25 protein-coding genes are annotated in these 24,116 nt (G+C 56.5%); 10 read left to right on the top strand and 15 right to left on the bottom strand.

Annotated elements, in window-relative coordinates; translation table 11 throughout:
• Positions 1 to 57 precede the first annotated feature (57 nt).
• From ASG35_RS30185 to ASG35_RS30170, 4 genes are all read right to left on the bottom strand, one after another.
• Complete coding sequence (locus ASG35_RS30185) at positions 58 to 1,659, bottom strand: peptide chain release factor 3 (protein WP_056366970.1); 1,602 nt, start codon at positions 1,657 to 1,659, stop codon at positions 58 to 60.
• A 384-nt stretch (positions 1,660 to 2,043) separates the two neighbouring features.
• Positions 2,044 to 2,262, bottom strand: coding sequence for a hypothetical protein (locus ASG35_RS30180; RefSeq protein ID WP_056366697.1), 219 nt, complete (start codon positions 2,260 to 2,262; stop codon positions 2,044 to 2,046).
• Between the two features lie 198 nt (positions 2,263 to 2,460).
• Positions 2,461 to 3,651 carry a multidrug effflux MFS transporter gene (locus ASG35_RS30175; RefSeq protein ID WP_056366694.1) on the bottom strand — a complete coding sequence of 397 codons (1,191 nt, stop codon included), beginning with the start codon at positions 3,649 to 3,651 and terminating at the stop codon, positions 2,461 to 2,463.
• A gap of 32 nt (positions 3,652 to 3,683) precedes the next feature.
• On the bottom strand, positions 3,684 to 4,640 hold the full coding sequence (locus tag ASG35_RS30170) for a quinone oxidoreductase family protein (protein WP_056366691.1): 957 nt from the start codon (positions 4,638 to 4,640) through the stop codon (positions 3,684 to 3,686).
• A 106-nt stretch (positions 4,641 to 4,746) separates the two neighbouring features.
• Between ASG35_RS30170 and ASG35_RS30165 the strand changes: the two genes are divergently transcribed.
• The gene (locus ASG35_RS30165) at positions 4,747 to 5,643 is read left to right on the top strand and encodes a LysR family transcriptional regulator (protein ID WP_056366968.1); all 897 of its coding nucleotides are present in this window, start codon (positions 4,747 to 4,749) and stop codon (positions 5,641 to 5,643) included.
• A 26-nt stretch (positions 5,644 to 5,669) separates the two neighbouring features.
• Here the strand turns inward: ASG35_RS30165 and ASG35_RS30160 are convergent, their stop codons facing one another.
• On the bottom strand, positions 5,670 to 5,873 hold the full coding sequence (locus tag ASG35_RS30160; RefSeq protein WP_056366688.1) for a hypothetical protein: 204 nt from the start codon (positions 5,871 to 5,873) through the stop codon (positions 5,670 to 5,672).
• Positions 5,874 to 6,066: 193 nt separating this feature from the next.
• On the opposite strand from ASG35_RS30160, the gene ASG35_RS30155 reads away from it, so the two are divergent.
• A complete protein-coding gene (locus ASG35_RS30155) occupies positions 6,067 to 6,666 on the top strand; it encodes a GNAT family N-acetyltransferase (RefSeq protein WP_056366685.1) in 600 nt (199 codons plus the stop codon).
• A 6-nt stretch (positions 6,667 to 6,672) separates the two neighbouring features.
• Here ASG35_RS30155 and ASG35_RS30150 read toward each other — a convergent pair whose 3' ends face one another.
• From ASG35_RS30150 to ASG35_RS31730, 6 genes are all read right to left on the bottom strand, one after another.
• Positions 6,673 to 7,074, bottom strand: coding sequence for a type II toxin-antitoxin system VapC family toxin (locus tag ASG35_RS30150; RefSeq protein ID WP_056366683.1), 402 nt, complete (start codon positions 7,072 to 7,074; stop codon positions 6,673 to 6,675).
• A complete protein-coding gene (locus ASG35_RS30145; RefSeq protein WP_056366680.1) occupies positions 7,074 to 7,310 on the bottom strand; it encodes an antitoxin in 237 nt (78 codons plus the stop codon). Before ASG35_RS30145 ends, ASG35_RS30150 begins: the two co-directional genes overlap by 1 nt.
• A 318-nt stretch (positions 7,311 to 7,628) precedes the next feature.
• Positions 7,629 to 8,249 carry a hypothetical protein gene (locus tag ASG35_RS30140; protein ID WP_056366678.1) on the bottom strand — a complete coding sequence of 207 codons (621 nt, stop codon included), beginning with the start codon at positions 8,247 to 8,249 and terminating at the stop codon, positions 7,629 to 7,631.
• A gap of 54 nt (positions 8,250 to 8,303) precedes the next feature.
• Entirely contained in the window at positions 8,304 to 8,732 is a 429-nt protein-coding gene (locus tag ASG35_RS30135; RefSeq protein WP_056366675.1) for a DUF3597 domain-containing protein, read from the bottom strand.
• Between the two features lie 303 nt (positions 8,733 to 9,035).
• A complete protein-coding gene (locus ASG35_RS30130) occupies positions 9,036 to 11,165 on the bottom strand; it encodes a phosphocholine-specific phospholipase C (protein ID WP_056366672.1) in 2,130 nt (709 codons plus the stop codon).
• Positions 11,166 to 11,240: 75 nt separating this feature from the next.
• Entirely contained in the window at positions 11,241 to 11,498 is a 258-nt protein-coding gene (locus ASG35_RS31730) for a hypothetical protein (protein ID WP_156393446.1), read from the bottom strand.
• Between the two features lie 225 nt (positions 11,499 to 11,723).
• On the opposite strand from ASG35_RS31730, the gene ASG35_RS30125 reads away from it, so the two are divergent.
• Together ASG35_RS30125 and ASG35_RS30120 are read left to right on the top strand one after the other, a co-directional pair.
• Positions 11,724 to 12,140, top strand: coding sequence for a MarR family winged helix-turn-helix transcriptional regulator (locus tag ASG35_RS30125; RefSeq protein ID WP_056366669.1), 417 nt, complete (start codon positions 11,724 to 11,726; stop codon positions 12,138 to 12,140).
• 44 nt (positions 12,141 to 12,184) lie between these two features.
• Positions 12,185 to 12,574 (top strand): tautomerase family protein, encoded by a 390-nt coding sequence (locus tag ASG35_RS30120; protein WP_056366966.1) that lies wholly within the window; start codon positions 12,185 to 12,187, stop codon positions 12,572 to 12,574.
• A gap of 32 nt (positions 12,575 to 12,606) precedes the next feature.
• Here the strand turns inward: ASG35_RS30120 and ASG35_RS30115 are convergent, their stop codons facing one another.
• Positions 12,607 to 13,428, bottom strand: coding sequence for a response regulator transcription factor (locus ASG35_RS30115; RefSeq protein WP_056366665.1), 822 nt, complete (start codon positions 13,426 to 13,428; stop codon positions 12,607 to 12,609).
• A 154-nt stretch (positions 13,429 to 13,582) separates the two neighbouring features.
• Here ASG35_RS30115 and ASG35_RS30110 point away from each other — a divergent pair, with 154 nt between their 5' ends.
• A complete protein-coding gene (locus tag ASG35_RS30110; protein WP_056366965.1) occupies positions 13,583 to 14,428 on the top strand; it encodes a carbon-nitrogen hydrolase family protein in 846 nt (281 codons plus the stop codon).
• Between the two features lie 89 nt (positions 14,429 to 14,517).
• A complete protein-coding gene (locus tag ASG35_RS30105; protein WP_056366963.1) occupies positions 14,518 to 15,876 on the top strand; it encodes an APC family permease in 1,359 nt (452 codons plus the stop codon).
• 60 nt (positions 15,877 to 15,936) lie between these two features.
• On the opposite strand, the gene ASG35_RS30100 is transcribed toward ASG35_RS30105, so the two are convergent.
• Both ASG35_RS30100 and ASG35_RS30095 read right to left on the bottom strand, forming a co-directional pair.
• On the bottom strand, positions 15,937 to 16,125 hold the full coding sequence (locus ASG35_RS30100) for a hypothetical protein (RefSeq protein ID WP_056366662.1): 189 nt from the start codon (positions 16,123 to 16,125) through the stop codon (positions 15,937 to 15,939).
• A complete protein-coding gene (locus ASG35_RS30095; RefSeq protein ID WP_235527785.1) occupies positions 16,109 to 16,864 on the bottom strand; it encodes an AraC family transcriptional regulator in 756 nt (251 codons plus the stop codon). Before ASG35_RS30095 ends, ASG35_RS30100 begins: the two co-directional genes overlap by 17 nt.
• Positions 16,865 to 17,012: 148 nt before the next feature.
• Between ASG35_RS30095 and ASG35_RS30090 the strand changes: the two genes are divergently transcribed.
• Complete coding sequence (locus tag ASG35_RS30090; protein ID WP_056366657.1) at positions 17,013 to 18,239, top strand: CynX/NimT family MFS transporter; 1,227 nt, start codon at positions 17,013 to 17,015, stop codon at positions 18,237 to 18,239.
• A gap of 69 nt (positions 18,240 to 18,308) precedes the next feature.
• Here the strand turns inward: ASG35_RS30090 and ASG35_RS30085 are convergent, their stop codons facing one another.
• A complete protein-coding gene (locus ASG35_RS30085) occupies positions 18,309 to 19,058 on the bottom strand; it encodes a glucose 1-dehydrogenase (protein ID WP_056366654.1) in 750 nt (249 codons plus the stop codon).
• 361 nt (positions 19,059 to 19,419) lie between these two features.
• Between ASG35_RS30085 and dhaK the strand changes: the two genes are divergently transcribed.
• From dhaK to ASG35_RS30070, 3 genes are all read left to right on the top strand, one after another.
• On the top strand, positions 19,420 to 21,123 hold the full coding sequence (gene dhaK, locus ASG35_RS30080; protein WP_056366651.1) for a dihydroxyacetone kinase subunit DhaK: 1,704 nt from the start codon (positions 19,420 to 19,422) through the stop codon (positions 21,121 to 21,123).
• Positions 21,124 to 21,186: 63 nt separating this feature from the next.
• The gene (locus ASG35_RS30075) at positions 21,187 to 21,978 is read left to right on the top strand and encodes an SDR family NAD(P)-dependent oxidoreductase (RefSeq protein WP_056366646.1); all 792 of its coding nucleotides are present in this window, start codon (positions 21,187 to 21,189) and stop codon (positions 21,976 to 21,978) included.
• A gap of 525 nt (positions 21,979 to 22,503) precedes the next feature.
• A complete protein-coding gene (locus ASG35_RS30070) occupies positions 22,504 to 24,075 on the top strand; it encodes an RNA-directed DNA polymerase (RefSeq protein WP_056366643.1) in 1,572 nt (523 codons plus the stop codon).
• The last annotated feature ends 41 nt before the right edge of the window (positions 24,076 to 24,116 follow it).

The raw sequence follows: 24,116 nt of genomic DNA, 5'->3' as shown, positions 1-24,116 counted from the left end.
CGAGGTGCGGCGCGCGATATCCAAAGCGCGCGCTGCCTTCAAATAGACCTGCCGCCTTCAAATAGACTTCTGAAACGGTGCGCCCGAATGCTCCCGCAACTCATTGAAGACGATCTTCGGCCAGGCCTTCTGCGCGACATCGATTTCGGAAACATGAGAAGCAAGATATGTCGGCGCATTCGATGCATCCAGCGCAATGCGCGCAGCATAAGCATCGGTGAAACGGCGCAACTCCGCCGCATCATCGCACGTCACCCATCGCGACATGCGGTAGCGCGCCGGCATGATGCGCACATCGACCTTGTATTCCGCAGACAACCGGTGCGCCACGACCTCGAACTGCAGCTGTCCGACCGCGCCGAGAATAGTCGAGCCGCCGAGCACGGGACGGAACACCTGGATCGCGCCTTCGTCGCCGAGTTGACGCAGCGCCTCACCCAATTGCTTTGCGCGAATTGGATCAACGACTTCCACCGTCTGGAAAATTTCAGGTGCGAAGAACGGCAAGCCGACGAACTGCAGCATCTCGCCTTCGGTCAACGTATCGCCGAGGCTCAAGGTGCCATGATTCGGAATGCCAATGATATCGCCAGGATAAGCCTCGCTCACTGTCTCGCGTCGCTGCGACAGGAACGTCACCACGTTGCTGGCGCGAAACGTCTTGCCCGAGCGCGTCACCTTCAGCGCCATGCCGCGCTCGAAATGCCCTGAACACACACGAATAAACGCCACGCGGTCACGATGCGCCGGGTCCATGTTGGCCTGCACCTTGAACACCACGCCGGTAAAACGCGGCTCTTCGGGCAACACCGGACGCTGTACCGACATCCGCATGGCCGGCGGCGGCGCCAGTTCCACAAGGGCGTCGAGAATTTCCTTCACGCCGAAGTTATTGATCGCCGATCCGAACAGCACGGGCGATTGTTCGCCAGCCAGAAAAGCCGCGCGATCGAAGGCCGGCGTTGCGCCCGTGATCAGATCGATCTCTTCTTTCGCACGCGCCCAGCTCGGACCGAAACGGCGTTCGCCGTCGGCGTCGTCGAGGGCATGCACGGTTTCCACCGCGCCGCCGGCCGTGTCCTGACCCGCGCGAAACACGCGCACCTGATCGTGCTCGATGTCATACACGCCCTGGAATTCCTTGCCCATGCCGATAGGCCACGTGAACGGCACGGCGGCAACGCCGAGATGCTGTTCGATTTCATCGAGCAATTCGAGCGGCTGACGCACCTCACGGTCCATCTTGTTGATGAACGTGAGAATCGGCGTGCGGCGGCTGCGGCACACTTCAAGCAGCTTGAGCGTCTGCGCTTCGACGCCGTTCGCGCCATCGATCACCATCACGGCGGCGTCGACGGCGGTCAAAACACGATACGTGTCTTCCGAGAAGTCTTCGTGACCGGGGGTATCGAGCAGGTTGATGACGCAATCGCCATATTCGAACTGCATGACGGAACTGGCGACGGAAATGCCGCGCTGCTTTTCGATTTCCATCCAGTCGGACGTGGCGTATCGGTTGCTCTTGCGGCCCTTCACCGTGCCGGCAATCTGGATCGCGCCCGAAAACAGCAAGAGCTTTTCGGTCAGCGTGGTTTTGCCCGCGTCAGGGTGGGAAATGACCGCGAACGTGCGGCGCCGTTTGAGTTCGGAGAGTGCCATCTGTACGGAAAAGAGCTGAAGGTTGCGCGTTCGGTTCAAGGGCGCGTGAAGCGGCGGGCGCGGAATTGTCGCAACGACCCCGGCAATCAGCGCAATGAAGGAACGGCGGCGCAAAAAGCCGCGTGGTGTGGATGATACACGTCGTCGCGCGCGAAGATGGGAAAGGCCGCGGTGGATCGGGTATCGAAACGGTCGCATCGTACGGTTAATTCAACCGTTCACGAGCTGCGAAATCCCCAACGAAAACGGCTCGAACGCGCAGATCATGCGCATTCGAGCCGCCAATTCAAAGCCCCACGTTACGCCTCTCGATACCTTGACTTAAAAGGTATTTCTCTAAAGCAGCGCCACGGTCAGACAGGGCTTTTGTACTGCCCTTCAAACTTACGGCTTTGCTGCCGACGACGGGATTGCCGAAGCGGCGGTCGTGTTCTTGTGATGCTTTTTGTGGTGCTTCTTGGCCTTGTGTGCGCTGGCAGGTTGCGCTGCATCTGCCGTCGTAGCAGCCGGAACTGCCGGCGTTACAGCGGGAGCCGAAGCTTGTGCAAACACAGCAGCGGAAAACAAGGCGGCGAGCGATGCGGCAACGAGTTGCTTTTTCATGGCGGTAAGACCCTTCGTGGTTGTTTAACAGTGTCGCGGCTTGCGTGTCGCGATTACATGTTTAACGCGTGATCGCCGAGTGTGTTGACACGGATCCAAAGAAAACTTCGAGCTGAGCTTAGATAAATGCGCGATTTATAAGTGCACGAGTCGGCGCGCAATTTTCGAATCAACAAAAAACGCAGCGTATTCCACGATTTACGCCATCACCGCGTGCACTTCATTGCGCCCTGTTTTCCCTAACCACATCCACACGATTGCGCCGAGCAGCGCGCACGCGAACATGACGAGGTTCATCGACTGCGCGCCATAGGTTGAGAACAACAGCGCGACGAGCGAACTCGAAGCCGCGCCGCACAACATCTGGACCGATGTCAGCAGGCCGCCCGCCACGCCTGCAAACTCGGGCATGGGATCGAGCGCACCGCGAGTGGCACTCGGCGCGGCCAGTCCGAAGCAAAAAGTGCATGCCACGAGCAACGGCATGATCGCGAGCAACGTTGCAAGGTGCATCGCGTTCAATGCGGTCAGGGCGAGCGTTGCGGCCAATGTCACGCAGATCGCGACCGCGAGAATGCGCCGCGCTCCCACACCGCGCGATGCAAGCAATCCGTTGGCGGTTGCGCCGGCGACAATGCCGATGCCGGTCATCGCGAACATGGCGGCGTAGATGACCGGTTTTACGTGCAGGACATGCAGCAGCACGAGCGGCGATCCGGCGACGTACGCGAACATCCAGCCGAATCCAAAGCCGTTGATCAGGATGTTGCCGATGACTGATGAGTGTGTCAGCACGCGCCAATACTGCTTGCGCAGCCCGGAGATCGCCAGGGCTTCGTTTCGTCGTGGAGCGGATTCTTCGAGGCCAGTCCATGTCGCGATGGCCGCCAGCAAACCACACGCCGCCATCACGCCGTAGATGCCGCGCCATTCGATCGCGGCGAGCAACGCAACGCCTACTGACGGCGCGACGATCGGCGCAACATTGGCGACGACCGTGATGGCTGCAAGGCGATGCTGCATCGCGTTGCCTTCAAAGCGATCGCGCACGATTGCCAGCGCCACCGTCATGCCCGCGCCCGCGCCAATGCCCTGCAGCAGCCGCGCGCCGAGCAATACATATATGTCAGGCGCAAGCGCCGACGCGATCCCGCCCGCCGTGAACAAAGTCAGTCCGATGAGCAACGTGGGCTTGCGGCCGCGGGCATCGGAAAGCGGACCGTACACAATCGGCCCGAGCGCGAAACCCGCCATGAATAAGCTCAGCGTCAGCCCAGCCTGACTCGCGCTCGCGTGCAGGGAGCCGGCGATATCGACGAGTGCGGGAAGCGCCATATCGATGGAAACAGGCGGCAGCGCAGCCAGCGCGCCGAGATAGACGGCGAACAAAACCGATTGCGGCTGCAGCCGTCAGCGCGTCGTCATTTTGCCGGCGTCAGCACCACGCGGCCTTTCGTACCCGCGGCCACCGCCCGATACGCCGCTTGCGCGTCAGCGAGTGCAAAAGTTTGCGCGATCACCGGCGCCTTAAAGCTGCCGTCCTCGAAACCCGTGCGCAGCGCTTCGAGCATTGCGCCCGCTGCACTCAGATCGCGCTTGAGGGTATCGACACCTAACAATTGACTTTCGTTGTGATAGAAGTCGGCGAGGTTGAACGTCACTTCACGCCGGTCCGTCGCCGATATTTCCACCAGCCGCCCGCGCAACCTCAACATGTGCACGGCGGTTTCGAACATGGAACCGCCGACAGTATCGAACACAACGGCCGCGCCGCCTTGCGTCAGCGCGCGGATTTCATCGATAAAACCGGCCGCTTTGGAATCGACCATTGCATCGACATATGGCCCGGGCACATTCGTATCTCGTGCCACGCCTACGACTTTCGCGCCAATCCGTTTCGCGATTTGCGCAGCCGCCCCGCCCACGCCGCCCAGCCCGATGATCACAATTGTTTCGCCGGCCTGCAGTTGCGCGGCCTCGACCACCGCGCACCACGCGGTGATGAAGTTCACGCCTATTGCCGACGCCTCTTCGTGGCTCAAGTTAACCGGCTTTCGATGCAAGCTCGCTACCGGCACGACGAGTTCCTCGGCATGCGTGCCGTCGCGGGTAAAACCAACGTCGCCACCTGAACCCCACACTTCCGCGCCGAGCCATTCGGCCGGACCCTGGATCACCACGCCCGAATAATCGCGTCCGGGCGTGCGCGGCAACGTGGTCTGGCTCATGCGCCCTTCCACGTTCTTTACGTCACTCGGATTGATCGATGCCGCGAGCACGCGCACGACTGCCTCATCCGCGGACGCTTGAAGCGACGGCAAATCCTCGATAACGAGCACGCCTGGATCGCCGTGTTGGTTGAAGCGCAACGCTTTCATGGTGGGTTCTCCGTTGGAATGAACACATTATTCCTTCGTCGCGGCGTGGCGAAAAGGGCTTCCGCCACATAGAATCGTTGCGTCAAGTGGAAAGATGGAGCGCTTCGTGCCGGATGAAATCAATGATCTGCGGGTCTTCGCACAAATGGTCGATGCCGGGAGTTTGTCGGCGGCCGCGCGCCAGACGGACGGATCGACGGCCGCCATGAGCCGGCGCCTCGCGGCGCTGGAAAAGCGGCTGGGCGTGCGGCTTGTCACGCGGACTTCGCGGCGTTTCGAATTGACGGCCGAGGGCGCGCTGTTCCATGAGCGAGCGCTGGCAATCCTGCAAGCCGTCGATGACGCCGAAGCCGAGATCAGCGCACAGGCGCGCGTGCCGCAGGGGTTGATATGTATAGGCGCGCCGTCCGAGATCGGGCGCAAGCAGATTGCGCCGCTGATCGAAGCGTTCTCCGCTCAATACCCGGAGGTCGAGGTGCGGCTGGTGTTATCGGATATTGGACTGGATGTGATCGATGACAATCTCGACGTCGCATTGCGCATCGGCTTGCCGCCAGACACGGGCGTGATCGCAAAACGCTTGCTGTCGAGCCGGCGGATCGTTTGCGCCGCGCCTGATTATCTCGCGCGGTGCGGCACCCCGCATACGCCCGCCGAGCTCGCCGGGCATGATTGCATCCGGTTGGTTCGCGGCCAGCGTGTATTCGACAAATGGATGTTTCAGGAGGATGGCCGGCGTCGTGAGGTTCAGGTGCGCGGGACCTTGTCGACGGCAAGCGGCGAAGTGCTCCACGACTGGGCGCTCAAGGGCCGCGGTCTTGCTTTGAAGGCGCTATGGGACATTGAAGACGATTTGCGCGAAGGGCGGCTGGTCGAGTGCCTCGCGCCCTATCACTGCGATGAGATCGAGTTGTACGCGGTGTTTGCGAATCGCCGGCATTTGTCGCCGCGTGTCCGGGTGTTTCTGGATTTCGTGGAGCAGGCGTTCCGTGAGCGGCCTTAGCTTTAGCAGGACCGATGTTTTACGTTTCAGCCCGACGCCAGCGGCATCCACGGATCGTTGCCGGTCGCCGGATACATTAACGACACTTCCTTACTCACGCGCACGATTTCATGAATATTGTCCCGGAAGTTCTGGCTTTTCTCGTAACTGATAAACGTGGCGTCCGCGATCGCGGACATAGTGAACAGCGCAAAAGCAATGCGCTCGAGAATGACAAAGCGGCTGGGCATTTCCAAAGTTCCTTGAAACATCAACTTCGGGCATTATAAGGGTTTTCCCCTATCGACCGCCACCTCTTCGTGCACCGGATTGCGTAATCGACACAGTCAGAATTGCCGAATCCGCGTGCAATTAATCAGATTTATTAAATGTTCATATTGAATGCCGCGTGTTTCGCATTCAGCGTTTATTAATTACCCTGCAATGGCATTCGATTTCAAAAGCAAAGCGGTCCCCGCATTTCCGCCCGCCGGTCTTGCCGCGCAGCACGTCGTCCTGCGTCGTGCAGACTTGCAACATGCAGAAGCCATGCTCGCCTACCGGTTGGCGAATCGCGCGCATCTCGAACCTTGGGAACCCTCTCGCGACAGCTGCTTTTACACGACGCAAGCCGCTAACGAGCGGGCCATGCAAATGGAACATGCCATGGCGGAAGGAACGGCGCTCCATTTGCTGATCTTTTCAAACGAACCGGGCGCGGCGGATAACGCGTTGATCGGTGACTGTCATTTCACGAATATCGTTCGCGGGCCGTTTCAGGCGTGCAATCTCGGTTATTCAATCGATCAACGTCATGAAGGTCGCGGGCTGATGCATGAGGCGCTCAGTGTCGCACTGCGTTTTGTGTTCGAGGCTTACAAGTTGCATCGCGTGATGGCGAGTTATCGGCCGGAAAATGAACGCAGCGGACGATTGCTCGCGCGGCTCGGATTCGAATACGAGGGGCTTGCAAAAGCGTATTTGAAGATCGACGGGAAATGGGCCGATCACGTCATGACTTCGCTGGTCAATCCGGCGGATTGAGGAAGGTTAGTTATTAAGCCAGTTCTCAATCCTGACGCCGGGATAGTGCGAAAAATCGCGCTCGCTATTGGTCACGAGAATCACGTCGAGCGCGACGGCGTGCGCTGCTATCAGCTTTTGCAGATGGTCTTTCTTCCGTCCACGCGTTGCTTCTCTTAAAGGTCCGTAGGCAGTTGCGGCGGCCACGTCGAACGGAACAACCTGGATATCTTGTCTCAACGCTTCGAGATTGCGTCGTTCTCGCTTCGGATTGGCCGCGACGCTTGCGCCATATTCCAGCTCAGCGAAAGTAATTGCCGACATCACAACATCACCAACGTAGCATTGTTCGAAACGCCGGGCGACCTGCTCCGGCTGATTCTTGATTAGATAAATGCACATGTTTGTGTCGAGCATGTAGATCGGCATTACAAAGTATCCCGATCTGCTTGTTCATGTTCGCCGCGATCGCCCACTGTGAAGTCTGGCGAAAACTTGGCGAACGTCTTTAATACGCTTCCTAGTGACTTGCGCGCTGGCCGAATTCGCAATTCATCGCCAACGCGCTCGATCTCGACCTCCAGATCCGTGCGATCGTAAGCCATTTCTGCAGGAATACGGACAGCCTGCGAATTTCCGTTTCGAAAGATCCTCGTGGTCGGCATGCTTGCTCCTTTGTGTGCACAAGGATGTACATTACAGCAAGATCAAACCCTTGTATATCCACGTGTGTACAGGCCTTTTTTTAATCACGCAACGCCATGAAAGCGTCGATCTCCAGTGCATCCGGCGATGTCGCGGGGCCATAACGCGTCACGGCAATTGCAGAAGTGCGCTCAACCGATGCACCGACAATAGCCACTTTATTCCGGTTTCCTTACCAGTTACTTCAGACGGGCGATCTCCACGCCTTTGTTGCACGGGTGAAGGGAAATTTGTGAGAACCGGGCCGCTGCGGGTACGCCCGGTTTTATGCACGTAGCTTAGCCGGCGTCCCCGTCACTGATCAGCGTCTGTGCGCCGCGAAGATGATCGACCAAATAACGCAGCAACGCGGCAATATCCCCGAACTCCACAAAGCCAGGAGTCACGCCATCGTCGAACAGCGGCGAGCCGTTCAGCTTCTCCGTGATCGTCAGGCCGTTGAACGATGCCACCGGAATGCGTTCTCCCGGTTCTATGCGAAACGTGTTGCCGCTCGTGGCGGCATCGCGAATACGCATCAGGAACTGGACCTCTGGCGTTCTCAACTCGGAGAAATCGTGCGCTTCAAAAAAGTCGGCAATGGCCAGAATCGCATTTGTCCCCGCAACGCGCAACACCACGGACAAACGTTGCGGATCCTGATGGAACGCCGTCCAAGACTCCCCCAAACCGAGCGCTTCACCTTCCACGCCAGGCGTTCCATCTTCTATGTGCGTCTGCGGCTCAGAGCGTGAACGCTTGCGTCTGAGCAACGTGTTCGCGGCCGCCAGATCGGGCGGCGTCTTGTCCTTATCGATCCATGTTCCGACCGTGCTCGCATACAGCACGAGCGCGAGCAATTGTTCCTCGATCAAGGCGATACCCAGCTCCACCGGGTCCATGCCGTTTTTCCTGACCATGTTCGTCTCCTTGTTGTTCAGCCGATTCGATTCATGAGCCGACGAAATTTGTTTTCAGTTCTTCAGGTCAGCGGGAACCTGACCGCCGTTTTCAGCGAGCTTTTCCATGACGCGTTTATGCAGCCAGATATTCATCGCGGCGCTGTCTTCCGTGCTGCCCGGATAGTTGAGTTCGGCAGCAAGCTCCGTGCGCGCATCCAGGCCGCTGTCCAGATCAAGCAGCTTCAATAAATCGACGATCGATGAACGCCAGTTCAACTGCGTGTTGATTCCAGCTTGCCTTTCGATCAATGCAGCTTCAACGTCGACAGGCGGCAGTGCGGCAACAGGAGGCTGCACGTTGCTTGCCGCAACCGTCGATCCGTTCGATGAATCTGCATTCGGCGATGGCGGGGCGGAAGGCGCGGTTGCGCCCGTCGATGCCGTATTTGCCGGATGATCCTGCGGGAATATCTTGTTAAGAATATTGGTGAAGATGCTCATGACGTTCTCCGATGGGCTTTAAAACGGGTTGTGTGCGTTACAAGCGCAACCTTCGTTCCACCATCGGCATGCGTGCCATGTCGCAAAGGCGTTCAATCCCTTCGCTCATCAATAGCGTGCTTTGCGTGCCGTCCCTGAATTGCAACGATACTGTTCCGTTGCGCATTCCTCCACGAAAAGGGCGCAAAAAAAGGCCCCAGCCGTTTCGGGCGGGGCCTTCCAAAGCCGCACGATCAACCTCTAATGCCTGCGGCAAATCATAAGCTCGGTGCTTCGTGTCAATCGCGACAACGCATTGCCAGATCAGACCAACGTGGTCACCGGCGCGACCGCTGCGGGATCGCTGATGCTCGTGCGGCCGTTTTCAACGTGACCCGCAAGACGACGAATAAACGATGAATCGTCGTTACTGGTCACCGTCAGGTCGTACCAGTGATGACTCGCGGCAAGAATCCACGGCTCTTCGATCGAACCCAGCGGCGGCACGATCACATGGCGTGGCTGCGCGCCATAAGCGTTATCGATCACCGACAATTTCGCGAATCCGCCCTGGCTCGAGAACTTGAGGAACACGTTACCGTTCGCCACATCGTATTGCGCGACGACTTCCGGATGCGCCGGCTTGTTGAAAAGACCGCCGCCCTTCGACTGCGATGCGTTGCCCGCGAATTCACGCACGAAGCCGTTCGGACCATATACGGTGAACGCATAGACGCCTGCGGTCGTGGACAGATCGAACGTTTCGCGCAAGGTCTTGCCCGCTTCGACCGTGTAGCGCCACGGACCATCGGTGCGGTTCGTTGAATACACGTAGAAGTGCGCGCCTTGAGAACCGGTATTGGCGAAATGCAATGCGAACTGCTTGCGGTCTGCATCGACCTGACCATTCACATGCAATTCATAAGGCAGCGCGCGTGCGAAACGCGTACCCGGTTCTTGCGGATCGATCACGCCCGGCACGGCGGGCACCGTCGGCGCCGGCTGCGTGGCGCACTGGTTGTCCGCGATGGTCTTGTAGTTGCTGGTATCCGGCAGCGTCGGCATTTGTGCATCCGGAGTGCGGAAGTCGAATGCCGTGGTCAGGTCGCCGCACACCGCGCGACGCCACGGCGTGATGTTCGGTTCCATCACGCCAAAACGCGTTTCAATGAAGCGAATAACCGAGGTGTGATCGAACACTTGCGAGCACACGAAACCGCCCTTCGTCCACGGCGATACAACCGTCATCGGCACACGCGGGCCGAGGCCGTACGGAAGACCATCGGCGGTATAGCTGCCGCCGCGGCCGGGATTCACGACCGTATGAAGCTCGCCGTCGGTGGTCACCGTCGACAAACCTTGGGAGCGCGATGTAGGCGGTTGCGGCGGCACCACGTGATCGAAGAAACCATCGTTCTCGTCATACATGATGAACAACACGGTCTTGCTCCAGACTTCCGGATTCGCGGTCAGTGCATCCAGAATCTGCGACGTGTATTCCGCCCCGTAAGCCGGCGTGTATTTCGGATGCTCGGAGTAGGCAGCCGGCGGGCACAGCCATGAGACTTGCGGCAGCTTGTTCGCGAGAACGTCGGCCTTGAGGTCGTCGAGAGTACGCACGGCGTTCGCGCGCTGCTGCAACGAAGAACCCTGCGGCGCGTTGATGATGTTGGTGAAGTTCTGCAGGATATTCGTGCCGTAGTTGCCGTTGAGCGGATCGGCGCCAGTGAGACCTTGCTGATAGATCTGCCAGGAGATCCCGGCAGCTTCGAGACGCTCCGGATACGTGGTCCACGAGAGCAATTGATATTGCGGCGGACCGTCGCCATCGACGTAATCATTGTTGTCGAGCAACGGACCACCGAGCGTACCGGTCGGGTCGACGGTGCCCGTCATCAAGTACGAACGGTTTGGATGCGTCGGACCCGGCATCGAGCAGAAATAAGCATCGCAGACGGTGAATGCATCGGCGAGCGCGTAGTGAAACGGAATGTCGCTGCGCAGGTGGTAGCCCATTGTCATGTCCGTCTTGTTCGCGGGCCATTGGTCGTAGCGGCCGGCGTCAATGGCTGCGTGCGTCTTGTACCAGGAATGGTCCAGGTCACCCACGCATTGCGCGCTCGTTGTCAGCGTGTTCAGATGAAACGGCAGCACGGGTTTGGTTGCATCTTTTGCGGACGGCTGGAACCATACCGGCTTGCCGTTTGGCAGCGGAATTGGGAAGCGGTCGTTGTAGCCGCGCACGCCGCGCATATGACCCATGTAGTGATCGAACGAGCGGTTCTCCTGCATGAACACGACAATATGCTCTACGTCGTTGATCGATCCCGACCGATGCGATGCAGGGATCGCGAGCGCCTTGCGAATCGACTCAGGAAAGACCGTCAGCGCGGCGGCAGCGCCGGCTGAAGTTGCGACAGTTTGCAGGAAACGGCGACGGCTATTCAATGTCATCGTGCTTCACCTTTTAGTGTGTATTGAGGGTACGGCGATACTGCTTCGATCGCGGAACGATCGAATGTGGGTGGTTCATTGCGTTGTTTCGGGCGGGGAATGCATTACCGGCGCGACCTGTTCCGCGTCTGCCGCAAGGCTTGTTTGAGCGGCGGCAATGGCGCTGCTGGCCGCCATTTCGCTCGATGGTGCGGCCTGTACCAATGGTTCTATTGCACTCGCCGGAAGAGGTGAATTGGCGGAGGCTTGCGTGGTGCTAAAACTTTCGTGATCATCTGGTCCGCACGCCGTGAGGGCGAGCGTGGTCAACGCGAGTATCGCGGTGCGTCTCATGATGTCTCCGCTTGTTCAATGCGCTTGAATGTCAGCACTAACGTTCTTGTTTCATCGCGGTCGCCAGTGTGCGGATGCTTCAAGAAAATTTTGTGAAACGTTTGCTTAGACTTGGTAAGGGCGGCTTTCTATCAGAAAGCTTACGTATTTATATCTTCGAGCTAACGGACAAACCTATTCGAAAAACTAGTTGCATAGCGAATCACTTTGCTCTATCGTACATACATGTTCGATCACTGCATTTACTTCAACACAACGGCCCTTGCGCGAACTCTCGAGCGTGAGTGGACTGCTGCGTACAAACCGTTCGGCTTGACTCCGCCACAAGGTTTCATGCTGCGTGCGATTCTTGCAAAGCCGGGAATCGTGCAAAGCGAACTTGCTGCGGAACTCGCAATTTCGCGATCCACGGCGACCAGAACGCTGGACGGTTTGCAGAAGCAGATGTTGATCGAGCGTAGATTGACGGTCTCGGACGGCCGCGAAACAGCCCTTTATCCAACCGGCGAAGCGTTGCAGATCAAAGATCAACTCAATGCTGCAAGCGCTGCGGTTACGCGGCGTCTGAAAGCTGAAATGGGCGAAGCGCGTTTTGTGGCGACGGTTGCGAACGTAAAAGAAGCGCGGTCGAGCATCGACTGATTTTTTTCCTCGATAGTTGTATAGCGAACTAAATGGAGATGAAAATGCCAATCCTGAACGTGAAAGTGAGCGGTAAAAAATCGGCTGAAAAGATCTCGGCCATCTCGGACATGCTGCTGGAATTGACTTCTTCCGTGCTGGGCAAAAAGCGCGACGTGACGGCGATCACAATTCAGTTCATCGATGCGGATAGCTGGGTGATCGCGGGAAAGCCGCTGACCGAGCACAAGAAATCAAGCTTCTACATGGACATCAAGGTTACCGACGAAACCAATACCAAAGACGAAAAGGCGCGTTACATAGCCGGGGTCTATGCAGGTTTCGCCCAGATCCTTGGCGAGGTGCACGAAGAGAGCTACATCTATGTTGAGGATGTGCGAGCGGCGTCGTACGGGTACGGCGGACGGACGCAGGAATACAGGTATCACCATTGATCAGTGAGTGAGCACACGCCGGCGCGAATGACTCAAGCGTCGGCGTGTTGCGCCCCGGGTTCGTAAAACAAGGCGAACAACTCCGACTGCGATCCAATCCCCAACTTCGCATAAATATGTTTCTTTTGCGCGCGCACGGTCTCGAACGAGATAGTCAGTTTCTCCGCTATTGCGCGCGATGAAAATCCGCTTAGCGATAACATTGCTACTTCAGTCTCGCGTGCTGTCAGCGCGCCGCGGCCGCTTTTATCGGTCAATACGACAAAGCGCGCAGGCAGTTCTGAATGCATTTCCTCACTAGCGCTCCCCGCGTCTTGCGCAACGCCGAAATTTTCGTATCGCAGACGTTGCTGCATCAATGCCAGCACCCATGGCGAAAACAAGGTCAGCAATGCTACTTCCCGTTCGTCGTAACGGCGTGTATTGCCAAGCGAAAAACCCATCGTGTAGTTTGTGTCGATGACCACGTTAAAATGCACTTCATCGCCCACGATGTTTTTCTTGAAGTAGCGCTCGTAGTATTCGGTCATCCTGAAGTTATCGGGCGCAACGTCGGCAAGCGTATAGAACCCCGATGTGCGTTGCTCGAACGCAGCAAGATAGAACGGATCCAGTTGATACAGCGCGGCAAGATAATCCTGGAACATCAGGTCGACCTTTCCGTCAGGCAGCGCCTGCTCCGCGCATACCAGCGGCGCGGCATTGCGGGCAAAACGCAGCGCGACCCAGCTATCAAAACCGATATGCCGCTCCAGCACGCGTGTAAGGCGTGCCCAGAAATGCGGACCATCGAGCGCGTCGATGGCCGAGCCGATCTCACGATGAAACGCAAGATCGTGCCATTGAAAATCCATGGTCCCCTCCGCTTGGGTCACCGGTGGTGTAACCCGGCCGGGGTAACCCCGGTGGGTAATTTCTAGCCAGAAATAATGGCTCGATAATAGTCCGAACGAAATTGCGGAATTCACAGATTCACGAATGAAAGGCATCTGGAAGGAGACGCTTCACATGCAGGCAGAACTCGCGCAAATCGCGCTGGCCGATAGCAACATTGAACACAACACGCGCCGCGTCATCGAGACTATCGGTCAAGCCGATGTTGAAGGTGGAACCAGGCTAGTGGTTTTCCCGGAAGCCACGCTGTCCGGTTTCCCCACGCGCGACAACATTGCAGATGTGGCGCAGTCTCTCGACGGCGCTGCGTTGACCGCGGTACGCGACGCTGCAAAACGCGCGGGTGTATCGGTGGCAGTGGGAATCGCCGAGCGTGAAGGCGCGCGATTCTACAACACGACTGTGCTGATCGACGAACGCGGCGAGATTGTCCTGCGATATAGAAAGACGCATCTCTGGGCATCGGACGTGGGTGTCTTCACGCCCGGCGATCGCTTCGAAACATGCTTGTGGAATGGCGTGACCGTGGGCTTGCTGATCTGCTATGACATCGAGTTTCCAGAAACGGCGCGCGCGATCGCGGCGCTCGGCACGGACCTCGCGATCGTCACCAACGGCAACATGAATCCGTTCGGGCCGGTGCATCGCAGAGCCATTACCGCGCGTGCGATGGAAAACCAGATGTTCGCGCTGATGGCGAACCGCTGCGGTTCGGGCGACGACGACCTCACCTTTCCTGGCGAGTCCGCATTGATCGACCCGTTCGGCGAAGTGGTCGCGTCAGCGGGTTCGGAAGAAATCGTGCTGACCACGCACATCGACTGGATGCGGCTAGAAGCAAGCCGTGAGCATTACCGCTATCTGCACGACGCTCGAGTGCCGCTCGGCCTCACTCCCGTCAACAACGCGGATGGCTCGCGCGCGCTTTTGATCGACGAGCGCCGCCGACGTATCGACTGAAGTTTTCCGCAGTTCCGTAGCACATGAACCGTCCGGGGCTCGCGCTCCGGGCGCGCCCGCACACGCCTGTTAAAGGTCCCGGAGATATCATGCAAAAAGCGTCAACTGAAACTGAAAATGAAACTGAAGGACAGTCGCATTTGAAACGCACGCTAGGGCTGCCGTCCGTGTTGTTGTTCGGTCTGGCTTATATGGCGCCGTTGATTGTCTACGGCACGTATGGCGTGCTCGCAAAAGCAAGCGATGACACCGCCGCCCTCGCCTATCTCATTGCGTTGGTCGCCATTGCATTTACTGCGCTGAGTTATGGCAAGCTCGCGCGGCTTTATCCGGTGGCCGGTTCCGCATATACCTACACGCGCAAAACGTTTAACGCGCATATTGGTTTTCTCATCGGTTGGGCAACGTTGCTCGATTATTTTTTCCTGCCCATGGTGATCTGGCTGATCGGCGCGGCTTACCTCAACGCGGCGTTTCCTCATGTTCCTGCATGGATCTGGATTGTCGCGTTTATCGTGTTGACGAGTGCGCTGAACATAGTCGGGATTGAACTGGCTGCGCGCTTCAACATCGTATTGATGGTCGTGCAACTCGCGATAGTCGGCTTGTTCGTGGCATTGTGCTGGCACTATGCGACAGCGGCGGCCGGGCCTGGCGGTATTGCGATGGCTGAACCTTTTTTCAAGGCGCATGTTCCGTTTGCGTCGACCATGGCGGGCGCTGCGATTGCGGCTTATTCATATCTTGGCTTCGACGCGGTTTCCACCCTCACCGAAGAGACCATCGATCCCAAGAAAAACATGCCTCGCGCAATTCTCTGGATTGCGTTGATTGGCGGCGCGATTTTTGTTCTCGCCGCTTACACGATGCAACTTGCGCATCCTGGCGTCGATTTCAAGGATACGGATTCGGCCGCGTTCGAAGTCGCCAAGATGGTCGGCGGCGATATCTTCGTGACCATCTTTCTCGCGGGTTTGATCCTCGCGCAATTCGCTTCGGGCATCTCGGCGCAAGCGAGCGTGGGACGTCTTTTATATGCAATGGGCCGCGATGAAATCCTGCCCAAGCGCATCTTCGGTTTCATCCATCCCACGTTCAAGACGCCGGCTATCAACATCGCGATTGCGGGGATCGTGGGCTTGATCGCGTTGAAGCTCGATGTGGCGACATCGACATCGTTCATCAACTTCGGCGCTTTCCTCGCGTTCACCGCGGTTAATCTTTGCGTGGTGCGCTTGTATTTGTCGGGCAATCACGGCGACAAAAGGATTGGTGTGATTGGTGGGCTGATCTTTCCGTTGATCGGCGCGATCGCGGATGTATGGTTGCTTGCGAGTCTTGAGAAAACAGCGCTTATGTTGGGTGCAATCTGGTTTGTGATCGGCATTGTTTATTTGTGCTGGATCACGCGATTGTTCCGACAAGCGCCACCGGAAGTAGTGGTTTGAAGCAGAAGGTAATAGCGCGCGCTAGAGGTGCGCGTTTGATCTTTCCACTTAAACGCCACCTTAACCCGCCAACACCTCCACGATACAAACCACCATGGTGAAGGCCCCGATGCAGCCCGCCAACGTAGCCGCTGCTTTAGCAAAAGGTGACATGTGCGCCCCGATCAATTTAGATTGAGCGCATTTTATATTGATTTGAAATAAAAACGAAAGCAAAAAGAAAGGATGGTTTTTAAGCGCCTTTTCCATCGTCCTTATCGGCGAAATAACGTGCAGGCGGCTTGCCTAGCGCTTTCTTGAACATGGTGATGAACGCGCTGACCGATTCATAGCCAAGATCCTCGGCTACGCGCTGCACGAGCGCGCCGCCAGAAAGCCGCTGCAACGCAATGATGATGTGCAGTTGCTGGCGCCATCGTCCAAAACTCATGCCGGTTTCGCGCAGCACCAAGCGCGTTAACGTACGTTCGCTCAGCGCGACCCGCGCGCCCCATTCGGCTGCGGTGCTTCGGTCGGCGGGGTCGACCGTGAGCGAATTGGCAATGTGACGCAGCTTTGCATCAGCGGAAATAGGCAGATGAAGCTGCTCGGTTTTCATCTGCGTGAGTTCGTCGAGCAAGACGCTTACGAGGCGCCCGGTAGGACCATGCACGTCATAAACCTGCGGAAGCGCGGCAAGCCGCTGAATCAATTCAATCAACAACGGCGTGAGCGATAACGTGCAGCACGTATTCGGCAACGCGGCCGCGTCTGGATCCACATAGAGAAAGCAAAGACGTCCGTTAGCGGTCACGCGATTGCTGTGCAACATGCCGCCAGGCACCCACACGCCGCATTGTGGCGGCACCATCCAGAAACCGTCGGACACTTCACACGTCACTCCGCCACGCAGCGCCACCACGAGTTGTCCCTTGCTGTGCCGATGCATCGGCAATTCGCTTTCGTTCTCCACCACGTCCACGCGCACCGCGTTAGCCGGCTGATCCATGGCGTCCGGACTAAAACTCGTCAGAGTGGCGCGAAGGCTCAACATGGCGTCTTTGACCGTATTTAGAACTATTTTGTCATTATCTCCAGATTCGTAACGGCGTCCAATGCTTAGTCTTAGAGCTTGTTAATGTCGGATCTTATTCATCGTGAATTCTCAAACCAGTCCAGTGCCAAACGTGGCGCGACCGGCCTTGCTGGTGAGCGGCATTTTGTTGATCGCCGCAAATTTGCGTGCGCCTTTTACCGGCGTTGCGCCGTTGCTCGGAATGATTCGCGCGAACGCTGGCTTGACGACCACCGAAGCAGGCATGCTGATCACCCTGCCCTTGCTCGCCTTCGCGATAGTTTCGCCGTTCGCGGCACGCGTCGCTCGCGAATACGGGCTTGAACGTTCGTTGTTCGCGGCGCTGGTTTTGATCGGCGTGGGCATTGCCGTGCGTTCCACTGGAACCGTGTGGTGCTTGTACCTTGGCACGGCGGTCATCGGCGGAGGGATTGCCTTAGGCAACGTGCTGCTGCCGAGTTTGCTCAAGCGCGATTTCTCCGATAGAACCGCTACCCTCACCTCCGCTTACGCACTCACGATGGGCGTTGGCGCAGCGATCGCATCGGTCATCGCCATTCCGCTTGCGCGCGTTTTCAATTCGGATTGGCGGCTCGTCATTGGCGCGTTTATCGTGGTGCCAATCGTCACTGCGTTGATATGGCTTCCGCAACTCGGCAGCCGCACATCGCCCTCAAGAGACACGGCTACGCCTCCTCACGGCGGCGACGTGTGGCGCTCCGCACTCGCTTGGCAAGTGACGTTGTTCCTTGGGCTGAATTCGTTCGTCTATTACGTCGCTGTCAGCTGGCTTCCAGCCATTCTTCACGATGCCGGTTTTTCCGCCGATAAAGCCGGCTCATTGCACGGTGTTCTGCAACTTGCGACAGCCGTTCCCGGCCTGCTGTTATTGCCTATTGTGAGGAAGATGAAGGATCAGCGCATGATTGCGTTTTTAGCGTCCATCACTAGCGCGCTCGGTTTGCTTGGACTGCTTTTGGCACCATCGTTTGCAATGGTGTGGATTATTTTGTTTGGCCTTGGCGCAGGCGCGACGATCATTCTTGGCCTTTCTTTTGCAAGCTTGCGCGCAAGCAATTCGCATCAGGCCGCAGCGTTATCTGGAATGAGCCAATGTGTAGGGTATTTGCTTGCGGCCGCGGGTCCGCCGCTTGTCGGACGCTTGCACGACGCATCGGGAAACTGGAACGTGGCGCTAGCGATTTGCGTAGTGCTGTGTCTGGTCATGGCGTTGCTTGGACTTTTTGCCGGACGCGCGGTCCATATTTCAAGCGCGCCATTCCGTCGAACAACGGCTAAGGTAATCTAAGTGCAAATGCAAAAAGCGGCATCGCTGACTAAAGCCGATGCCGCCAGAATGCCGCTTGCGCACTTACGTTTAGATTGATGCCATACCGCCATCGACCGTGAGTTCGATGCCCGAGATATAGCTGCTATCGTCGGATGCAAGGAACAAAGCCGGCTTGGCGATTTCTTCCGAGAGACCAATACGGCCTAGCGGCACCTGCGAAGTAATCCCTGACTTGAAGCCTTCAATTTGCTCGTCGGTCAAGCCGGTCTTGCCGAAGATCGGTGTATCGATAGGACCCGGGCTGATCGCATTCACGCGGATCTTGCGTGCCTTCAGATCCGTCGTCAACGTACGTGCCAGCGAACGTACCGCAGCTTTAGTGGCCGAATAAACGCTGAACGCTTCCATGCCTTTAGACGATGCAATCGATGCGTTCAAGATGATCGATCCGCCGTCCGGCACCAGCGGAAGCAGCTTCTGCACCGTGAAGTAAGCGCCCTTCACATTGACGTTAAAGGTTTCATCGAATTGTGCTTCCGTGACCTGATCGATTGGAGCAAGCGAACCCAAACCGGCGTTCGCAAAAATCACATCCACGCGGCCGTATTTCGCTTTCACGTGGTCGTGCAGTTTGTCCAGATCCGAGAGCTTGGAGACATCGCCCAGCACGCCTTCTGCATTTGCACCGATGCTTTCCACTGCTGCATCGAGCTCCTTCTGGCGGCGTCCCGTGATGACGACCTTCGCACCTTCCTTAGCGAAGAGTTGCGCCGTTGCCAAACCCATTCCGCTGTTTCCGCCCGTGATTACGGCGACCTTTCCTAATAGCTTTGTCATGTCAGTCCTTACGCTTAAGTGTGTTGACCGAACCAGCCCGCTCCAGGCTTTGCTCGGTCGCTAAGGATTAGCTTTTCCCGCGACCTTTGACATTGGTTGCGCGGGGTTGAGGTGACTATAGGCGCGGTGAATCGCGGGAAATAGTAGGTGGCGACGAATACACTCATCGGCTCAAACGAATAATCAAAATGCTTTCTATATGGCGCCGAGGACTTAAGCGCGTAGTACGGTGAAATTCGATGATCACTTGGCGCAAAGCAAAAGCACGAAGCGCATGCTGCCTTATCATGTAATGCAACATGTAGTACGACAGTCACGTGCTTCTGCCGCAGGTTCGCGGCTTTCAAGGAAAGAATCGGAAATGAAAAAGCTCATCAACGATGTCTCCGCCGTCGTGCCCGAAATGCTGGATGGACTCGCTGCGTTCAATCCTGGTCTGTCGTTGTTGCAAGGCAGCACGATCATTGTGCGAGCCGATGCGGAAGCCGCCGCTGCGCGCGGCGAAGTCGCGCTGATATCCGGCGGCGGTTCGGGGCACGAACCTGCGCACGGCGGTTATGTGGGACCGGGAATGCTTAGCGCGGCGGTGGCCGGCGAAGTGTTTACATCGCCTTCCACCGACGCCGTGCTCGACGCCATTCGCGCCGTCGCCGGTCCTGCGGGCGTGTTGCTTATCGTGAAGAACTACACCGGCGATCGCTTCAATTTCGGACTTGCTGCGGAGATTGCGCGTGCTGAAGGCATCGCGGTCGAAATGGTGATCGTCGCCGATGACGTCGCGTTATCCGCAAGTGGCGAACATGCCGGCCGGCGCGGTTTAGCCGGCACCGTATTCGTTCACAAGATAGCGGGCGCGGCAGCGGCGGAAGGATTGCCGTTGAGCGAAGTCGCGCAAGCGGCGCGGGACGTGGCGGCATCGCTCGGCACCATGGGCGTGGCGCTCACGCCGTGCACCGTGCCCGCAGCAGGCAAGCCCGGCTTCACGCTCGCCGACGATGAAATTGAATGGGGCCTCGGCATTCACGGCGAACCCGGCGTAGAGCGCGGCGCGCTTGTTTCCGCCGATGCCATTGTCGAGCGCTTGCTTGCGAAGATCACAGACGACCTGAAGCTCAGGTCCGGCGATCGAGTTGCGTTGCTCGTAAACAATTTGGGCGGCACGCCATCGAGTGAGTTGAGCATCGTTGCCGGATCGGCGCTTCGGACCCTTGCTGCAAGGCATATAACCGTGGAACGCGCGTGGTCCGGCACCTTCCTGAGCGCGCTGGAAATGGCGGGTGTATCGCTTACGTTAATGCGAGTCGACGATCAACGGCTAGCCCGGCTCGATGCCACCGCAACCACGAGCGCATGGCCTGCGTTGAGCGGACGCGTTGCACTGGCGTCCGTCAAGCAGGCGCCCGCCGCGCCCGTGGTTGCGAGTGGCGCGCGGCTAGCGCGTGAGTCGGCGTTGAGACGGGTTATCGAAGCCGTGTGCGCTCGCCTGCTCGAAGCCGAACCCGAGTTGACCGAGATGGATCAGCGCGTGGGCGACGGCGATCTTGGCATCAGCATGTCGCGCGCGGCGCACAGCATCCTTAAGGAGGTCGATACGTATCCCGCCGAGACCGCGCCAGCCGACGTGCTGCGGACCATGTCGGCGACCATACGACGCGTTGTTGGCGGAACATCCGGGCCGCTGTATGCGGTGATGTTGTTGCGCGCGGCTGCGGCGTTGGATGAAGCGCATGAGCCCGATGCGAAAGCCTGGTCGAAGGCATTCACCGCCGCCGTTGCAGGCGTGATGGATTTGGGCGGCGCGCAACCAGGCAACCGGACGATGGTCGATGCGTTGCATCCTGCTGCGGCCGCGCTGGACGCAGCGCTTGATAAAGGCGCGAGTGTTATCGATGGATTGAAGGCATCCGTCAGTGCCGCCACGCAAGGCGCCGAAGCTACTGCACACATGCATCCACGGCTTGGACGATCGAGTTACGTCGGCGATCGAGCGTTAGGTTTCGCCGATCCTGGCGCGCATGCGGTTGCGCTTTGGCTTGGCGCTATCGAATCGACTTTGCGAGGTTGATCGATTTTTGGTTTCAATTAGCTTAGGTCTTGGCTTTATTTATTAATAACGGAGACGAAGAAAATGGATTTGAATTTGCGCGGGAAAGTGGCTGTGTTGACGGGCGCTAGCGTGGGTATCGGCCTCGCGGTGGCGGAGGCGTTCGCGGCGGAAGGAACGGACCTGTTGTTAGCAGCGCGCAATGAAGAACGGCTAACGGACGCTGCTGAGGGCATCGCCAAGAAGTTCGGCGTCAAGGCGGTAGGTGTTTCCTGCGATGTGGCGACTGCTGCGGGCGTGGATAAGCTGGTCGCCGCGGCCAGAGACAGTTTTGGTGGCGCGGATATTCTGTTCAATAACGCGGGCACGGGCAGCAACGAGACCATCATGGACGCGCCCGATGAAAAGTGGACCGCGTATTGGGACCTGCATGTGATGGCGGCGGTGCGTCTGGCACGCGGCCTGGTGCCGATGATGAAAGCGCGCGGCGGTGGCGCGATTCTGAACAACGCATCGATTTGCGCGAGCCAACCGCTTGGGTATGAGCCGATTTATAACGTGACGAAAGCGGCGCTGATGATGCTTTCGAAAAACATGGCGAACGAGTTTATTAAAGACAACATTCGCGTGAACACGATTAATCCGGGGCTTGTGCTGACGCCGGATTGGGTGAAAACCGCGAAGCAGTTGACGCAGGATTCGGGTGGGGATTGGGAGGGACATCTGCAGCAAGTTGCGGATGAGCATGCGCCTATTCGAAGGTTTGCATCGGCGGAGGAACTGGCGGGGTTTGTGGTGTTTCTTTGTTCGGAGAAGGCGAGTTATAGCGTGGGGTCTACTTATTTTGTCGATGGGGGGATGTTGCGGGGGGTTTGAGGACCTACCCCACTTCCTTGCATCTGATCATCAAACAGAGCAGCAACACAACCCAGCACTAATTGCGAAATCATCGTTGCCACAGGTTAGGACGGTGGAAGGATCGAAGACAATTCGAAAATGAGCGTACCGCACTCAGTTCGAGACGCTGAAATCGTCAACACGTTTCGTTACTTAATTGTACTAGCCTGCTGACTTGGCCACGCCTAGGTGCTCAAGCCCGATAAGAGTCTCCCATAACGCATCCGATTCCACACAATTTTTCAAAAACTCTGTATTAACCTCGTGCCTACGCGGATTCGTGAATTTTGTCGAAATTGGTGGGTTATCAATCAATGTCCAACGTATTTTTAGGCAATTCGTGAAAAAAATAGTCATGGCAACAAGTATTTGGTCTAGCCCCACCAAACTCTTGATGTCAGCTTCGATGATTCTATTTTTGGTGCTCGTTCCGTATTCTGGAACCCACGGTCGCTCGTAATTTTTTGACCTGCCTATAATTGTTATTTATTTTTTGAGTAAACTATGAATTTGGATACTGCTTGCATCCTCAGCGTTGAGCATTTAGCGACTCACGGTCCTAGCGATATTACAAAGGAAACTCTAGAGACGGTATTGATAAAGACGCACAAACATGACTTAATAGCTGAAGTGCGTTCGAAGGTTCGAAAGGGAAATATACTTGACATGGGTTTTAAGCCTATTCAGTACATTTTAACGCCTAAAAACCGTTATGTATTCGATTATCGAAAGGCCGCCATAATCGACCCACTTTGCTTAGCAAAGTACACATCCATTGTCCTACTGGCCGCCGAGCAGATTGAGGCAGCAAGAGTCCCCATTGCGGAGAAGATTGTATATTCCTCAAGGTTTGCTCCAAAGGACGGAGCACTCTTCGATAAAAATATTGGTTATGGAGACTGGCGTGAACGTGTCAAAGAGTTAGCAAACGATGACAGCTGCACCTACGTAGTTCAATGCGATATCGCAGCCTTCTACGACAGGATTAATATCCATCGAATTCAATCTACGTTGACTGACATCGGCGTAGATGGACAGATTGTAGAATCCATAAATAACCTGTTATTACTTTGGTCCAAAAAAGACAGCTATGGAATTCCAATCGGCAACACGGCAAGTAGAATTATTTCCGAGGCCGCTTTAATCGACGTTGATCGATATCTGATAGACGAAGGGGTACGGTTCGTACGTTATGTCGATGATTTTAGAATTTTTGCGCCAAACCTTGTCACTGCTCAGCGCTGGATGAACTTGCTGACGACACGGTTGTTTAGGGACGGTTTGATGTTGAATACAGGAAAGACAAAACTATATTTATCTTCGAAAAATGACGACGCGCTACTCGTACCTGCAGAAGACACCGCGGATTCCGTTATAAAAAAAGTTACCAAACTTACTGGTGGCTACAATCGCATTGCACGGACTTTCATTATGCCCGCCAGCGAAAAGTATGATGCTTTTATAGGAATTGATATAAATAACGAGATCCAATCGCTCAAAACTCAAGGAATTCCCGAATTTTCTGGAATTCAAAAATTAATAATTGCTTGCTTAGTTCAGCAACAATTTTCATTATTAGAAAAAGTAGCAATACTGTGCGGAGAATATCTATATTCGCTAGATTACTTCGTTGATATGCTTTTAAAAAATAGTGAGGTTATCCCGCAGGAAAACAGAACGGTAATTACGGAACACTACGCGAAAATGGTTTTATCGGATGGATTTGGGTCGTTAGAATGGCATCAGGCAACGTTAGCGAAGCTTCTGTCTAGTGACGGATTTTTCAAAAAAACGGCTCTTATTCACATAATAAAAACCCCAAACAAGGATAGCGTAACTTACCCTTCAATGATCGCCCTTGAAGGGTTAACAGGACATTTGACCCGGGAAGAATTCAGGACAATCCGAGAGTGGTTCGATCGGTGTGATGAATGGGAAAAGCGAAGAATAATTAGTGCTTCGGTTGCACTGCCAGGAGAGGAAAGAAAAGCTTGGGGCCGCGCAATTAAGCCCATGCTGCAGACGGACTTTTTAGCCACGAAAATGGCCGACGACCTTATACGCGGCCGAGCGTAATAGCAGACTAACTGTTCCGATGGATTGTCCAGCAACGTAGA

Origin of the sequence: Burkholderia sp. Leaf177 (assembly GCF_001424345.1) — a bacterium.
Lineage (GTDB): Bacteria > Pseudomonadota > Gammaproteobacteria > Burkholderiales > Burkholderiaceae > Caballeronia.
This window is presented reverse-complemented; position numbering and strand designations above follow the sequence as displayed.

Excerpts from the sequence above, each read along its gene's own strand:
- ASG35_RS30185 (WP_056366970.1), bottom strand. The coding sequence starts at position 1,659 with ATGGCACTCTCCGAACTCAAACGGCGCCGCACGTTCGCGGTCATTTCC.
- ASG35_RS30180 (WP_056366697.1), bottom strand. The coding sequence starts at position 2,262 with ATGAAAAAGCAACTCGTTGCCGCATCGCTCGCCGCCTTGTTTTCCGCT.
- ASG35_RS30170 (WP_056366691.1), bottom strand. The coding sequence starts at position 4,640 with ATGAAAGCGTTGCGCTTCAACCAACACGGCGATCCAGGCGTGCTCGTT.
- ASG35_RS30160 (WP_056366688.1), bottom strand. The coding sequence starts at position 5,873 with ATGCCCAGCCGCTTTGTCATTCTCGAGCGCATTGCTTTTGCGCTGTTC.
- ASG35_RS30155 (WP_056366685.1), top strand. The coding sequence starts at position 6,067 with ATGGCATTCGATTTCAAAAGCAAAGCGGTCCCCGCATTTCCGCCCGCC.
- ASG35_RS30150 (WP_056366683.1), bottom strand. The coding sequence starts at position 7,074 with ATGCCGATCTACATGCTCGACACAAACATGTGCATTTATCTAATCAAG.
- ASG35_RS30145 (WP_056366680.1), bottom strand. The coding sequence starts at position 7,310 with ATGCCGACCACGAGGATCTTTCGAAACGGAAATTCGCAGGCTGTCCGT.
- ASG35_RS30140 (WP_056366678.1), bottom strand. The coding sequence starts at position 8,249 with ATGGTCAGGAAAAACGGCATGGACCCGGTGGAGCTGGGTATCGCCTTG.
- ASG35_RS30135 (WP_056366675.1), bottom strand. The coding sequence starts at position 8,732 with ATGAGCATCTTCACCAATATTCTTAACAAGATATTCCCGCAGGATCAT.
- ASG35_RS30130 (WP_056366672.1), bottom strand. The coding sequence starts at position 11,165 with ATGACATTGAATAGCCGTCGCCGTTTCCTGCAAACTGTCGCAACTTCA.
- ASG35_RS31730 (WP_156393446.1), bottom strand. The coding sequence starts at position 11,498 with ATGAGACGCACCGCGATACTCGCGTTGACCACGCTCGCCCTCACGGCG.
- ASG35_RS30125 (WP_056366669.1), top strand. The coding sequence starts at position 11,724 with ATGTTCGATCACTGCATTTACTTCAACACAACGGCCCTTGCGCGAACT.
- ASG35_RS30120 (WP_056366966.1), top strand. The coding sequence starts at position 12,185 with ATGCCAATCCTGAACGTGAAAGTGAGCGGTAAAAAATCGGCTGAAAAG.
- ASG35_RS30115 (WP_056366665.1), bottom strand. The coding sequence starts at position 13,428 with ATGGATTTTCAATGGCACGATCTTGCGTTTCATCGTGAGATCGGCTCG.
- ASG35_RS30110 (WP_056366965.1), top strand. The coding sequence starts at position 13,583 with ATGCAGGCAGAACTCGCGCAAATCGCGCTGGCCGATAGCAACATTGAA.
- ASG35_RS30105 (WP_056366963.1), top strand. The coding sequence starts at position 14,518 with ATGCAAAAAGCGTCAACTGAAACTGAAAATGAAACTGAAGGACAGTCG.
- ASG35_RS30100 (WP_056366662.1), bottom strand. The coding sequence starts at position 16,125 with ATGGAAAAGGCGCTTAAAAACCATCCTTTCTTTTTGCTTTCGTTTTTA.
- ASG35_RS30095 (WP_235527785.1), bottom strand. The coding sequence starts at position 16,864 with ATGGATCAGCCGGCTAACGCGGTGCGCGTGGACGTGGTGGAGAACGAA.
- ASG35_RS30085 (WP_056366654.1), bottom strand. The coding sequence starts at position 19,058 with ATGACAAAGCTATTAGGAAAGGTCGCCGTAATCACGGGCGGAAACAGC.
- dhaK (WP_056366651.1), top strand. The coding sequence starts at position 19,420 with ATGAAAAAGCTCATCAACGATGTCTCCGCCGTCGTGCCCGAAATGCTG.
- ASG35_RS30075 (WP_056366646.1), top strand. The coding sequence starts at position 21,187 with ATGGATTTGAATTTGCGCGGGAAAGTGGCTGTGTTGACGGGCGCTAGC.
- ASG35_RS30070 (WP_056366643.1), top strand. The coding sequence starts at position 22,504 with ATGAATTTGGATACTGCTTGCATCCTCAGCGTTGAGCATTTAGCGACT.